12 protein-coding genes are annotated in these 13,439 nt (G+C 60.5%); 9 read left to right on the top strand and 3 right to left on the bottom strand.

Annotation, left to right across the window (positions count from 1 at the left end):
• Positions 1-80 precede the first annotated feature (80 nt).
• A complete protein-coding gene (locus tag GOW09_RS17280) occupies positions 81-1,289 on the top strand; it encodes a PLP-dependent aspartate aminotransferase family protein (protein WP_171119780.1) in 1,209 nt (402 codons plus the stop codon).
• Positions 1,290-1,310: 21 nt separating this feature from the next.
• Here the strand turns inward: GOW09_RS17280 and GOW09_RS17275 are convergent, their stop codons facing one another.
• The 3 genes from GOW09_RS17275 to ubiA all read right to left on the bottom strand — a co-directional run bounded on the left by GOW09_RS17275 (position 1,311) and on the right by ubiA (position 4,600).
• A complete protein-coding gene (locus tag GOW09_RS17275) occupies positions 1,311-1,634 on the bottom strand; it encodes a hypothetical protein (RefSeq protein ID WP_171119779.1) in 324 nt (107 codons plus the stop codon).
• Between the two features lies 1 nt (position 1,635).
• Positions 1,636-3,573 (bottom strand): OmpA family protein, encoded by a 1,938-nt coding sequence (locus GOW09_RS17270; protein WP_171119778.1) that lies wholly within the window; start codon positions 3,571-3,573, stop codon positions 1,636-1,638.
• 64 nt (positions 3,574-3,637) lie between these two features.
• Entirely contained in the window at positions 3,638-4,600 is a 963-nt protein-coding gene (ubiA, locus tag GOW09_RS17265) for a 4-hydroxybenzoate octaprenyltransferase (RefSeq protein WP_171119777.1), read from the bottom strand.
• Between the two features lie 12 nt (positions 4,601-4,612).
• Here ubiA and GOW09_RS17260 point away from each other — a divergent pair, with 12 nt between their 5' ends.
• The 8 genes from GOW09_RS17260 (at position 4,613) to pheT (ending at position 13,367) form a co-directional block, all read left to right on the top strand.
• On the top strand, positions 4,613-5,338 hold the full coding sequence (locus GOW09_RS17260) for a 16S rRNA (uracil(1498)-N(3))-methyltransferase (RefSeq protein ID WP_171119776.1): 726 nt from the start codon (positions 4,613-4,615) through the stop codon (positions 5,336-5,338).
• Complete coding sequence (locus tag GOW09_RS22880) at positions 5,335-6,180, top strand: GNAT family N-acetyltransferase (RefSeq protein WP_171119775.1); 846 nt, start codon at positions 5,335-5,337, stop codon at positions 6,178-6,180. Before GOW09_RS17260 ends, GOW09_RS22880 begins: the two co-directional genes overlap by 4 nt.
• Positions 6,177-6,704: a hypothetical protein gene (locus tag GOW09_RS17250; RefSeq protein WP_171119774.1), complete on the top strand. Its 528-nt coding sequence runs from the start codon at positions 6,177-6,179 to the stop codon at positions 6,702-6,704. The genes GOW09_RS22880 and GOW09_RS17250 overlap by 4 nt, the downstream gene beginning before the upstream one ends.
• A 66-nt stretch (positions 6,705-6,770) precedes the next feature.
• Positions 6,771-8,141: a glutamate--cysteine ligase gene (locus GOW09_RS17245; RefSeq protein WP_171119773.1), complete on the top strand. Its 1,371-nt coding sequence runs from the start codon at positions 6,771-6,773 to the stop codon at positions 8,139-8,141.
• A 70-nt stretch (positions 8,142-8,211) separates the two neighbouring features.
• A complete protein-coding gene (gene pheS / locus GOW09_RS17240) occupies positions 8,212-9,285 on the top strand; it encodes a phenylalanine--tRNA ligase subunit alpha (protein ID WP_171119772.1) in 1,074 nt (357 codons plus the stop codon).
• Positions 9,286-9,395: 110 nt separating this feature from the next.
• On the top strand, positions 9,396-9,860 hold the full coding sequence (locus GOW09_RS17235) for a hypothetical protein (RefSeq protein ID WP_171119771.1): 465 nt from the start codon (positions 9,396-9,398) through the stop codon (positions 9,858-9,860).
• A gap of 228 nt (positions 9,861-10,088) precedes the next feature.
• A complete protein-coding gene (locus GOW09_RS17230; protein WP_171119770.1) occupies positions 10,089-10,892 on the top strand; it encodes a PHB depolymerase family esterase in 804 nt (267 codons plus the stop codon).
• 78 nt (positions 10,893-10,970) lie between these two features.
• Positions 10,971-13,367: a phenylalanine--tRNA ligase subunit beta gene (gene pheT, locus GOW09_RS17225; protein WP_171119769.1), complete on the top strand. Its 2,397-nt coding sequence runs from the start codon at positions 10,971-10,973 to the stop codon at positions 13,365-13,367.
• Positions 13,368-13,439 lie beyond the last annotated feature (72 nt).

The following is a 13,439-nucleotide window of genomic DNA, read 5'->3' as shown; positions in this document are numbered from 1 at the left end:
CGAGCGGTTTCAATTCTTCTCTGGACGCCGGTTCACGAGCCTGCGCTAAATCTGCGCAAGAGGATCAAGAGGATGGCGCCATGCATGACGGACTGAGAAACAAGGGCCTAGCGACACGGGCAATCCATGCAGGCGAAGCCCCGGACCCGACCAGCGGTGCGTCTGCGCCGGCCCTGCATATGTCTTCGACATTCGTCACGGATCAGGTGGCGGGGTTCTCGGCCCACGATCTGGAGGAAGAAGCCCCTTATCTTTATGGGCGCTGGGCCAATCCCAACGTCAGGACGCTGGAGGCCAAGATCAGCATGTTGGAAGGCACCGAAGATTGCCTGTGTCTGGCGTCCGGTATGGCGGCGGCCACCGCCATCTTCCTGACGTTCCTGTCGGCCGGGGATCATGTGATCGTTTCCGACGTCTCTTACGCGGGTGTGGCAGAGCTGGCGCGGGACACGCTGCCGCGTCTGGGGATCCATGTCAGCACGGTCAACATGTCCGATCTTTCGGCGGTATCAGCAGCCATCAGGCCGAACACGAGTCTCATCCACACGGAAACACCCGTGAACCCGATCGGTCGTCTGACCGATCTGGCATCGGTCTCAGCAATTGCCAAAAGCGCCGGGGCGTTGCTGTCCTGCGATGCGACTTTTGCGTCTCCGCTTGGTCAGCCAAGCAAAGAGCTGGGCGTTGATCTGATCATGCATTCGGCGACCAAGTATATCGGCGGGCACGGTGATGCCATCGGTGGTGCGGTGGCCGGGCGAAAGGACCTGATCGCGAAAATCCGCACCGAATCCGCGATCCACCACGGCAGCATCATGTCCCCCTTCAACGCGTGGATGATCGCGCGGGGCATGGCCACTCTGCCGCTGCGGATGACAGCGCATCAGGCAGGCGCCACCGTCGTTGCCGATTGGCTTGAGACACGCGCGCGCGTGACCAGAGTGATCTATCCGGGGCTGAAGTCGCATCCCCAATATGAGCTGGCCCAACAGCAGATGCGCAACACATCCGGCATGATCGCTTTTCAGGTGGGTGATCACGCAACAGGCGAGGCACTGGCCCAGCAGATGATCGATAAACTCCGGATCGTTCACTATGCCGTGTCGCTTGGCCACCATCGCAGTCTGATATTCTGGATGGGAACCGAAGCTTTGATGCAATCGTCCTTCCGATTGGAAGGGGCGCAATTGGCAAGTTACCGGGATTTCGCAGGCGACGGCGTGTTCAGGCTGTCGGTTGGTCTGGAAGACCCCGAAGACCTGATCGCAGATTTGGCGCAGGTCCTGTGAGCCGTCCGGGAAGGCGGTTTCTCAGTCGGCGTTGTTGATGATCCGACCGCGCATTTCCTCGGCCTCTTGCCGCGCGGCGCGCAGACCGTCCATGGCCGCGGCCAGCTCTGCCTCTGTCTGGGTCAGCTGATTGGTCAACTCGGCTTCACGTTGCTGAAGATAGGTTATGGCCTGATCGCGGGTTTCTTCCGCTTCGTGCAGTTCCTGGCTCATGCGATCCAGATCGGCAACGTCGCTTTGGCGGACGCGGGACAGGCGGTGTGCCAGCCAGTTGGCAAACCAGCCCATGCAGAAGGCCGCAAACAGAATGACGGCTGTGGCGATGATGAATTCGGTTCTGTTCAACTTACTGGTCCTCTGCGTCCGTGTCTGGTGCGGTCGATTCGGTCTGATCCGTTTCAGGCGCGTCGGCCTCAGCCCCAACCTCGGCCTCAGCCTCGAGCGCTTCGAGGCCTGTTTCGGAGGCTTCGACCGGCTCGGGACGAATCAGCCGGAACTCGATCCGCCGGTTTGCTTCGCGGCCTTCTTCGGTGTCGTTGTCCGCGATAGGCTGTGTTTCACCGTATCCAACGGCAGTGTAGCTGCTGGTGGGAATGCGCCGCCCGCGCAGCTCGTTCAGAATCGATTGCGCCCGTGCCTGGCTGAGCTGCTGGTTCATCTCTTCGCGGCCCTGGCTGTCCGTATGGCCCTGGATCTCCAGCCGGATCGGCCCGCAGTCACGCAGGATGTCGGCGATCTGGTTCACCGTATCGCGCGAGTCGGATGCGATCGTCGCTGATCCGGGTTCGAACGCGATTTTGCTGACGGTCTGGATTTCGGCGATCTGCGCTTCGCAGACTTCAGGATCGGGCAGCGCGTCTTCGGGCTCTGGCGGAGGCTGATAGGTGATCGTCAGGGTGAATTCCTGCCCTTCGCCCAGCTTGTCCGACAACTGACCTGCGATACGGGCTTTGGCATCCTCTTCATGGCTGAGGCCGGTCAGTTCGACCGAGCCTGGTGTTACGGTCAAGGCCCCGTTGTGAAGCTGGGCCAACGCCTCGAGGCCGGCCAGAACACGCACCGGCCAATCTGCCGGAAGCCCCGGCGCGATGCGGGTCGCGGTATAGACCTGATCCGAGCCGAAGGCCGCGCGGGCATAGCTGTCGACCATGTCCCGCAACGTTTCATCCCCCAGACGCCCTCGCAGTTGCACAAGCCCTTCGGGGCTGCGGGTCGCCGAGAACTCGACGGGTCCGGTCTGTTCGCTGGTTTCAGGTTCCGGCAGCACAGCATGCAGGGCAAAGACCTGAGGCAACGCTGTTTCAAGTTCACCTACAACCCGGTCGAACAAGGCTGGATCCGTGCCTTGCGCCGCAACCAGGGTGATGTCCGCATCCGACATCGTGACCGAGCCTTTGCCGATTCTGGCCAGTGCCTGAATGCTCTTCTCGGCGGCTTCGGGCCAGCGTGGCGAGGGCTCGCCCAGACCGATGGTGCAGGAATATGTTCCCGACAAGCCGGCATCGCGCGCAGCGGTCACGATCCGGTCGCGTGCCTTTGCATCCTGTGCCGAACAGGCGTCAAATTGCCCACCGTCTTCGTTGATCAGAAAACGCAGCGTAAAGGGCGTTATGACGGGACGAGGTGCCGAGATCGCCAGCCCGATCCGCAGGCTGGGCGGCGCGGCGCGGGTCAGATCGCGTTCAAGACGTTGTTTTTCCTGTTGGCTGTCCGCAATGGCGGTGATTTTGACCAAATCGGCGTTTGCGGAAATTTTGGCACGCGGCAGGCTGGCCAGCGCCTCGATGGCATATGATATCGCGGCATCCCAACCATCGGGCTTGGGGTAATCCGCGGTTTCCATCAGGTCCGAAACCGCGATGTTGGGGTCGAGGTTGCCCAGCCTTCTGATCAGGTCATCTCTGTCTTCGCTGGCGGGGATCAAGCCGATGATCGATATGCCGCGATCGTTGCGCAGAATTTCCGCCGAAAAGCGCGGCGGCGCCAGGGCAGAGGTCGCTTCGACCTCCATTTCATCGATTACACGGGACGCATCGACCTCGGTTCCGGCTGCGGTCAGTGCGTTGAATCGTGTCGCCTCATCGGGTGCAATCCCGGTCAGGACCACGCGCAAGCCGTCTGACTCGACCTCGGCCCAGTCGTGTCCTTTGAGATCAAGCGCCCGGCGCACGGCGAATTCCGATGTTTCTTCGATCTTTGTGACGGCATAGCTGGCTGCCAAAAGCGACAGCCCGGCTGACACAAGAAAGATCAGGGAAACAACGATAAAATACGGCAGACGCATGTTTGGGTTTGACACTCCTCAGGCGGTTGGGCCGATCTTTACAGGCCGCGTTCAGCAGGTGCAATCAGAGCAACAGGGCGACGCAGAGGAAGATCAGCGGAATCAAGCCAGTGTCGCGGTTGAGCCTGAACAATTGCAACAGCCTGGCATTGTCTTCGATGTCCAGCGCGCGGAGTTGCCACATCATGTGCCAGCCCATTGCCCAAGGCCCACAGAGCGCAACGCCCAATGCCAGCATCGAGGCATCCGGCACCCCTGCATCGACGATGGCCAGCCCCATCAGCGACACGGTCGCCACCAAAAAGTACTTCAGCCACCGCGCTGTATCAGCTCCGAACAGACGAGCGGTTGATTTGATGCCGATCAGTTCGTCATCCTCGGCATCCTGATGCGCATAGATTGTATCGTAGAACAGGGTCCACGCAATTCCAGACAGGTAAAGCGTCACCGCAGGCCATCCCACGGAACCGCTATGCGCCGCCCAGGCCAGAAGGGCGCCCCAGTTGAAGGCCAGCCCCAGAAACACCTGAGGCCACCAGGTAAACCGTTTGGCAAACGGATAGATCGTCACGGGCAGCAGGGACAGAACACCCATTGCAATTGCCGCCTGATTGAAGCTGAGAAGGATGCCAAGCGCCAGAATGCATTGCAGGACCATCCAGACCGCGGCCTGCCGGACACTGACCTGACCCGAAGGAATCGGGCGCGAGCGTGTGCGTTCGACCTGCCCGTCGAATTCCCGATCCGTAATGTCATTCCAAGTGCAACCGGCGCCCCGCATCAGGAAGGCCCCAAATGCGCATCCCATGGCGATCCACAGATCTTCCCAACGCGGCTGCCCATCATGCAGGATCGCCAGAGCCAGCCCCCACCAACAGGGAATCAGCAGCAGCCATGTCCCGATGGGCCGGTCGGCGCGGCTGAGGCGCAGATAGGGGCGGGCAAAGGCCGGGGCGTGGGTGTCGACCCAGTTGCCGCTGACGGCATCGGCGACTTGACCATCTGGTGTTGGGGCATTGCCTTGCATATGTAGGGTCTCATGAGTGCGAAGATCAGACTGTATGTAGAGCAGCCCTTGGGTCAGGGGCAATCGGTTCCTTTGACGCGCGACCAGGCGCACTACCTCTTTGGTGTCATGCGACTTGCGGTCAAAGGGCAGGTCGCCCTGTTCAACGGGCGGGACGGAGAGTGGTTGGCCGAAGTCTCCGAGGCGGGAAAACGCGGCGGAACGCTGACCTGTATTGAACAGACGAAACCGTTGCAGTTGCCACCGGATCTGTGGTTCCTGTTCGCGCCCATAAAAAAGGCCCGCACCGATTTCATCGTGGAAAAAGCCGCCGAAATGGGTGCGGCGCGTATCCTGCCGGTGCAGACCGAGTTCACCAATTCCGAACGCATTCGTCAGGACCGCCTGCAGGCCCATGCGGTCGAGGCGGCCGAGCAGTGCGGCGGAACCTACGTGCCCGAGGTTGCCGACTTGCAGCGGTTGGATCGGCTGCTGGATGCATGGCCCGAAGATCGGCAACTGATGTTCTGCAACGAAGCCGAGGTTGGATCGGCCCTGCGACTGGCCGCCAATGAGAAAGGACGGCCCTGGGCGGTTCTCATCGGCCCGGAAGGCGGGTTTTCGGACCAGGAACGCGCGCGTCTGACAGGGTTGCCATTCGCGCATGTGGTCAGCCTTGGCCCTCGTATCCTGCGGGCCGACACGGCAGCGGTGGCTGCATTGACCATGTGGCAGCAGGCGCTAGGGGATTGGGCGTGATCCAAGAAGCCTCGCCGTCTGATACTCCGGCCATTGAGGCGTTTTTGGCCAAACATCCCGATACTTCCATGTTTCTGCGCAGCAACCTGTTGGCGCACGGGATTGGATTTGGAGACGATGACCACTCCACCCGGTTCTTCATTTGGGGGCAGGATCGCATTCAAGGCGTATTTGGCCTGACCAAAAAGGGTTACCTGATGGCGCAACTGCCCGATTGTTCGCCAGAGGCCGCTCAGGCATTTGCGGGCCGGATCGCAGGTCAGACCGTACTGGGCATGACAGGGGCTGCACAACAGGTTGAGATGATATTGGACGCGCTAGGGCTTGGACAGACCGGTTATCGCCTGCATCATGATGAACCCCTGTACCGCCTGGATCTGGGCGAAATCCCAGAGGCACCGATTCCGTTTCGCGCCCTGTCCGAAGCAGACCGGCCGTTACTGACGCGTTGGTTTGCGGATTACTTCGAGGATACCAACCAGGCCAAAGGGCAAGAGGCGCGTGATATGGCCTCCGACCGGATCACCACCGATATTAAATCAGGCAGAGCGATTGTCATGCTGGAAGACGACGCCCCCGTAGCCATGGCCGCCATCAATGCATCAGTCCGGGATCAGGTTCAGGTCGGCGGTGTATTTGTGCCGCGCGAGAACAGAAACTGTGGACTCGGGCGCAAGGTCACAACGGCTGTGCTGCAAAAGGCGAGGGCCGAGGGCGCGAACACGGCCATCCTGTTCGCCAACAATCCACCTGCCGCGCGAGCCTATGAGACGATGGGGTTCCAGCAGATCGGCTGGTATCGGATCGCCCTGTTGCAAACACCACAAAATGTGCTGTCATGAGTTTCATCCGACCCGAGGCAAAACTGGCCCTGTGGCGCTGGCGCGAAGTGCTGGTAGCCGGGTTTGTCCTGATCCTCGGTCTCAGCTGGATCAACGGGCCCGGTGGTCTGCTGGGGTGGATCGGCTGGCTGCTTGTCGCTGTCGCAATAGCCCTGGCGGTCATCGGGGTGCAGCGCGCGCGGTTCAGAACCGGCACTGGCGGACAGGGTGTCGTGACCGTCGATGAAGGTCAGATCACCTATTTCGGCCCACTGGATGGCGGCATCATCGCCACGCGCGAGATTGAGCGGCTGGCGCTCGATCCGACCTCGACGCCGGCGCATTGGGTGTTGGAACAACCGGGTCAGGCGGTGCTTCACATTCCTGTGAATGCGGAAGGGGCCGAGGCGCTGTTCGATGTCTTCTCGGCGCTTCCGGGCCTGAAAACCGAGCATATGCTGGCCGAACTGAACGGTGGATCGGCCCACCCGGTCGTGATTTGGGAGCGTACGCCCTCGCGCCCTCCACACCTTCGGCTGCATTGACACCGGCGCGGTTTGCCCCCACGACTGGCCAAAAGACAGACACATCAGGATCGGAGCACGGGTCTCATGTCCATCCCCCAGTCCGGCGGCGGACCAATCGAACGCCACGAGCAATTGGCCGAATATCTGGAGTCGGGCTGCAAGCCCAAGGCAGACTGGCGCATCGGCACCGAGCATGAGAAATTCGGCTACTGCACGGACACGCTGAAACCGTTGCCGTTCGACGGTGCGCGATCCATCGTGGCGGTGTTGGAGGGCCTGCGCGACCGGCACGGTTGGGCCGAAGTCCGTGAAGCTGGTCATCTGATCGGTCTGGAAAAGGATGGCGCCAATGTCAGCCTGGAGCCGGGCGGCGCGCTGGAGCTGTCGGGTGCTCCGCTCGAGACCATCCACGAAACCTGCGATGAGGTGAACACCCACCTGCGCGAGGTAAAGGACATCGCAGATGAGATCGGCGTGGGTTTTATCGGTCTGGGCGCGGCACCGACCTGGACACATGAGGAAATGCCGTTGATGCCCAAGGGACGGTATCGGCTGATGAACGACTATATGGAAAAGGTCGGCACCATGGGCCGCGCCATGATGCGGCGCACCTGCACGGTTCAGGTCAATATCGATTTCGGGTCCGAGGCCGACATGGTGCAGAAACTGCGCGTGGCGCTGGCCTTGCAGCCGGTGGCAACGGCGTTGTTTGCGAACTCGCCCTTTTTCGAAGGCAAGGTAAATGGCCAGAAAAGCTGGCGCAGCTATATATGGCGGCATCTGGACGATGCGCGTACGGGCATGCTGCCTTTCGTGTTCGAAGACGGCTTTGGGTTCGAGCGTTACGTGCAATACGCGCTCGATGTTCCGATGTATTTCGTCTATCGCGACGGCCAGTACATCAATGCGCTGGGCATGTCTTTCCGCGACTTCCTGAAAGGCGAACTGCCCGCCCTGCCGGGGGAAACGCCCACGCTCAGCGATTGGGCCGACCACCTGACCACCGCCTTCCCCGAGGCGCGGATCAAGAAATTCATGGAAATGCGCGGGGCCGATGGCGGCCCATGGCGGCGCCTCTGTGCCTTGCCCGCCTTCTGGGTTGGCCTGACTTACGATCAGACGGCCCTGGACGCGGCCTGGGATCTGGTCAAAGGCTGGGACACCGAGACCCGCGAGGCGCTGCGTGTCGCGGCTGCCAAAGACGGTCTGCAAGCGAAGGTCGGCAACATCAACATGCACGATCTGGCGCGTGAGGTTGTGGCGATCTCCGAGGCCGGCCTGAAAGCCCGCGCCTATCCCGGTGCCGGTGGCCTGGTGCCGGACGAGACCCATTTCCTCAACGCGCTCAAGGACAGCATCCAAAGCGGGAAAGTGCCTGCGGATGAGTTGCTGGAACACTACAACGGCGACTGGAACGGTGATCTGACCCGGATTTTCCCCGAATACAGCTATTGATCCGCCCGGTCCCGCTTGCATTCGCGGGGCTGGCCCGATAGCAGGTTGGCGACCAAATTCAGAGGGCGTCATGGACGATCTTAAGGCAAAATATCTGGGCCAAATCGCCGAGGCAGGCGACGAGAACGCGCTTGAGGCGATCCGTGTCGCCGCCGTGGGCAAAAAAGGCGAGGTCGCGCTGAAGATGCGCGAGTTGGGTAAAATGACGCCCGAGGAACGCCAGGTGGCAGGCCCAGCGCTGAATGCCCTGAAGGATGAGATCAACGCGGCCCTGTCCGCCAAAAAGGCCGCTTTGGCCGACGCCGCGCTGGATGAGCGTCTGCGCACCGAATGGCTGGACGTCACCCTGCCGACCCGCGCGCGCCGTCAGGGCTCGATCCACCCGATCAGCCAGGCGACCGAGGAACTGACCGCGATCTTTGCCGAACTGGGCTTCTCGGTGGCCGAAGGGCCGCGGATCGAGACCGACTGGTACAACTTTGACGCCCTGAACATCCCCGGCCACCACCCCGCGCGGGCCGAGATGGACACGTTCTACATGCACCGCGCCGAGGGCGACAACCGCCCGCCGCATGTGCTGCGCACCCATACGTCGCCGGTGCAGATCCGGTCGATGGAGAAACAGGGCGCGCCGATCCGCGTGATCTGTCCGGGCGGCGTCTATCGCGCCGACTATGACCAGACCCATACGCCGATGTTCCATCAGGTCGAAGGGCTGGCCATCGACAAGGACATCTCGATGGCGAACCTGAAATGGGTTCTGGAAGAATTCGTGAAGGCGTTCTTCGAGGTCGACGATGTCGAACTGCGCTTTCGCGCCTCGCACTTCCCGTTCACTGAACCGTCGGCCGAGGTCGATATCCGCTGTTCGTGGGACAATGGTCAGCTGAAGATCGGAGAGGGCGACGACTGGATGGAGATTTTGGGCTCGGGCATGGTCCACCCCAAGGTGATCGCCGCTGGTGGGATTGACCCTGAGGTCTACCAAGGCTTTGCGTTCGGGATTGGGATCGACCGTCTGGCGATGCTGAAATACGGCATTCCCGATTTGCGGGCGTTCTTTGACAGCGACCTGCGCTGGCTGCGGCACTACGGGTTCGCGGCGCTGGATATGCCGAACCTGCATGGTGGTTTGTCGCGGTGATTGAAGTAGCCTCGTCAATCTGGGCGACTCTTGATCCAATTCACGACGAACTAATCGGGCTAGCGTTCACGTTATTGGCCGCTTGCGTGCTATTCTTGTTTAGGCCGCGCGTGAAACTGATTTATGGGCGCGCCAATAACTCCCGCAATATCATTTCTGTGCCAACGGAGGATAACACCAGCAACGGCAACCACACAGAAATCTATACTGAAAAGTTTTTTCTCCAGAATGTTGGAAGTAAGCCAGCTACAAACGTGGAGTTTGTGTTGTCGGATTTTCCAGCGGACATTTCAGTTTGGCAACCGCGAAATGTAGAATACAAAAATGTCGAAAAAGGACATTGCTTGGTCACGATACCGCAAATGGCCCCTCGTGAGTTGGTTATTGTCGATTGCGTATACTTAAACCAACGGGCGGCCTTTGTCGCATCTGTTAAATGTGCTGAGTGCATAGGAAATGAAGTTCCATTTTGGACAGTTCGTCGCTTTTCATGGTGGATCAACACATTGATAGCCGCTCTCATGTTTTTTGGAGTTGCTTATCTATTTCAGATTGTTTTCAAGCTTTTCGCTTGATGTCCGGTCCGCACGGGCTGGCGATTTGTCTCCGCAGGCACCCCGTTTGAACGTCAAGCGGACTTGGCCAGCATAAACTGCCCAGCATAGCCCGAGGATCGCCACCCCGCGGTCTGGCAATGGCGCGGCTTGTGATCTAGCCTGACAGACGGGCGACAGCGCGGCTTGTTACAGGTTCCCACAGGGTTGTGACGTGACTTGGCGCTCAGGCTGGGTAGGGTCGGGCGCATGATCCATCGACTGCTTTTTCTTTTGCTGACCGCAACCCCCGCTTTCGCCATGGGACCATGGAAGTCGGATTGCCATGGCGATACGGCCTGTGAGGTCGGCGACCGCTCGTACCATGTGCTGGAACCCGATGGCTGGGACGGTGTAACGCCTCTGCCGGTGTTGCTGCATTTCCACGGCTGGGCGCGGCAGGGGACCGTTGTGGTGAACCACGAACGCATCGCAGGCGCGACCAAGCTGCGGGGTGTGTTGTTGGTGGCGCCGAACGGGCTGGGCAAAAGCTGGGATTTTTGGACCCCGGACACGGGCGATGTGCCCTTTGCCGATGCGGTGCTGGAGGATGTGGCCAAGCGCTATCCAGTTGATCCGGAACGTATCTATGTCTCGGGCTATTCCTTCGGCGGTGCGATGGCGTGGCGCTATGTGTGCCAGTCAGGCAATGACATCGCCGCCCTGCTGGCTGTTGCGGGCAGTATCCGGCAGACGGAAGCCTGCCCCGAAGCCCCGCGCGAGGTGCGCCATGTGCATGGGCTGGACGATACGGTGATGGATTTTCCCTTTGGGCCGGATGGTGACACGACCTATCCGGTGGCGCTGTGGAAAGCCAAGTTCGATTGCAACGGCGCGACACCGCGCGGGGATTGGAGCGTAAAGCCGTTCCTGACGCTTAACCGTGTGGAATGGACCGATTGCGCGCAGGGGCAGGTCACGCTGGACACTCATCCGGGTGGGCATTTCATCCCCCATGGCTGGATCGGCTGGCAATTGGACGAACTTTTGGGCCGCACCCCCACTTATCCGTGACCCGCAACGCTTGCACCTTGGCGCATTCTTTGTCATTGCCTGTGCCGACTGGATATCTGCCAAAAAAGGCCCCGAGCAATGAAATTCACTCTGTCCTGGCTGAAAGACCACCTCGACACCGATGCGTCGGTTGATGAGATCACTGAGGCGCTGACCGACCTTGGCCTTGAGGTCGAAGAGGTCATCAACCCGGCTGACAAGCTCAAGGACTTTACGCTGGGCTATGTGAAACACGCGGAAAAACACCCTGACGCCGACAAGCTGCGTGTCTGCAAGGTGGACACGGATGAAGGCGAGTTGCAGATCATCTGCGGCGCGCCCAACGCCCGCGAAGGGATTACTGTCGTCGTCTGCAAGCCGGGCATGTATATCCCCGGTCTGGACCTGACGATCAGCGTCGGCAAGATCCGCGGCGTCGAAAGCTTTGGCATGATGGCGTCCGAGCGCGAGCTGGAATTGTCGGACGAACATGACGGCATCATCGAATTGCCCTCGGGCGAGGTCGGTGACAGGTTCGTTGATTGGCTTGCCGAGAATGACCCGTCGAAAGTCGATCCCGTGATCGAGATCGCGATCACTCCGAACCGGCCCGATGCGCTGGGCGTGGAAGGCATCGCGCGTGATCTGGCGGCGCGTGGGATCGGCACTCTGAAACAGCGCGACTACGTGCCGGTGCCCGGTGATTTCGAAAGCCCGATCAAAGTATCGATTGACGAGGATACGCTGGATGGCTGCCCGCATTTCACGGGCCGCCTTATCAAGGGCGTCAAGAACGGCCCCAGCCCGCAGTGGTTGCAGGATCAGTTGAAGGCGATCGGGCTGCGTCCGATTTCGGCGCTGGTGGATATCACCAACTATATGACCTTTGACCATAACCGCCCGCTGCATGTGTTTGACGCGGACAAGGTGCAGGGCAATCTTCGCGTTCATCGCGCCAAAGGCGGTGAAACCCTGGTGGCGCTGGACGAGAAGGAATACACCCTTCAGCCCGGCATGATGGTCATTTCAGATGACAAAGGCCCGGAATCCATCGCAGGCATCATGGGCGGTCAGGAAACCGGCTGCACCGAGGATACTGTGAATGTGTTCCTGGAAAGCGCGTTCTGGGATCATGTGCAGATCGCGCTGACGGGTCGTGCGCTGAAAATCAATTCGGACGCGCGGTACCGGTTCGAACGCGGCGTGGACCCTGAATACACGCTGGAAGGGCTCGAGCACGCAACCCAGTTGATTCTGGACATCTGCGGTGGCGAAGCATCCAAAGTGGTCGAGGCGGGCAAAGCGCCGAACCACGCGCGTGCGTACAAGCTGGATGCCGAACGGGTGCAGTCTCTGGTCGGGATGGACATTCCCGAAAGCGAGCAGCGTCAGACGCTCACCCGTCTGGGTTTCCGGCTGGAGGGCGAGATGGCCCACGTGCCAAGCTGGCGCCCCGACATCATGGGTGAGGCTGATCTAGTGGAAGAGGTCGCACGGATCGCCTCGTTGACCAAGTTGCAGGGCAAGCCCTTGCCGCGTGTCACAGATGGTATTCCCAAGCCGGTGATGACACCGACTCAGCGCCGCCAGTCCATGGCGCGCCGCACCTGCGCCGCGCTGGGTTACAACGAATGCGTCACCTATACGTTCATCGATCAGGCTTCGGCTGCTTTGTTCGGTGGCGGGGTTGACGCAACCATGCTTGAAAATCCGATCTCGTCCGAGATGAGCCATATGCGCCCGGATCTTCTGCCCGGATTGTTGCAGGCCGCGGCCCGCAATCAGGCACGCGGATACGCCGACGTCGCCCTGTTCGAAGTTGGCCCTGTTTTCCATGATGGCGAACCCGGCGACCAGAAAACCCAGATCGCCGGCCTGCTGGTTGGCCACAATGGCCCCAAGGATGTGCGTGGGGCCTCGCGCCCGGTGGATGTCTTTGATGCCAAGGCGGATGCCGAGGCCGTTCTTGCGGCGATCGGAGCACCGGCCAAGGTACAGATTCTGCGCGACGGCGATGCCTGGTGGCATCCGGGTCGTCACGGCAAGATCTGTCTGGGTCCCAAAAAGGTGCTGGGTGTTTTTGGTGAGCTGCACCCGCGCGTGTTGCAGGCGATGGATATCAAGGGTCCGGCAATGGCCTTTTCGATCTGGCCCGACGAGGTTCCATTGCCCCGCAAGTCCGGTGCCACACGTGCCGCATTGGAATTGCGTGACTTGCAAGCGGTCGAACGTGACTTTGCCTTTGTCGTTGATGAAAACGTCGAGGCGCTGACATTGGTGAACGCGGCGGCAGGTGCCGACAAGGCGCTGATCGAAGATGTGCGTGTCTTTGACGAATTCATCGGTGGCAGCCTGGGTGAAGGTAAAAAATCGCTGGCCATAACGGTACGTTTGCAGCCGACAGAGCAGACGCTGAAGGAAAAGGACATCGAAGCGGTGGCCGAAAAGATCATCGCCAAAGTCTCCAAGGCGACCGGCGGTGTTCTGCGGGGCTGATGCAGGGCCGCCTCCGGCGGGAGTATTTCAGAAAAGATGAAGGGGCGGTGGCGCCCTTTTCGTGTTTACGGA

The sequence above is a fragment of the Ruegeria sp. HKCCA5463 genome (assembly GCF_013034175.1).
Taxonomy (GTDB): Bacteria; Pseudomonadota; Alphaproteobacteria; order Rhodobacterales; family Rhodobacteraceae; genus Ruegeria.
Note: the sequence above shows the minus strand (reverse complement) of the source record. Positions and strands in the feature narration are given on the sequence as shown.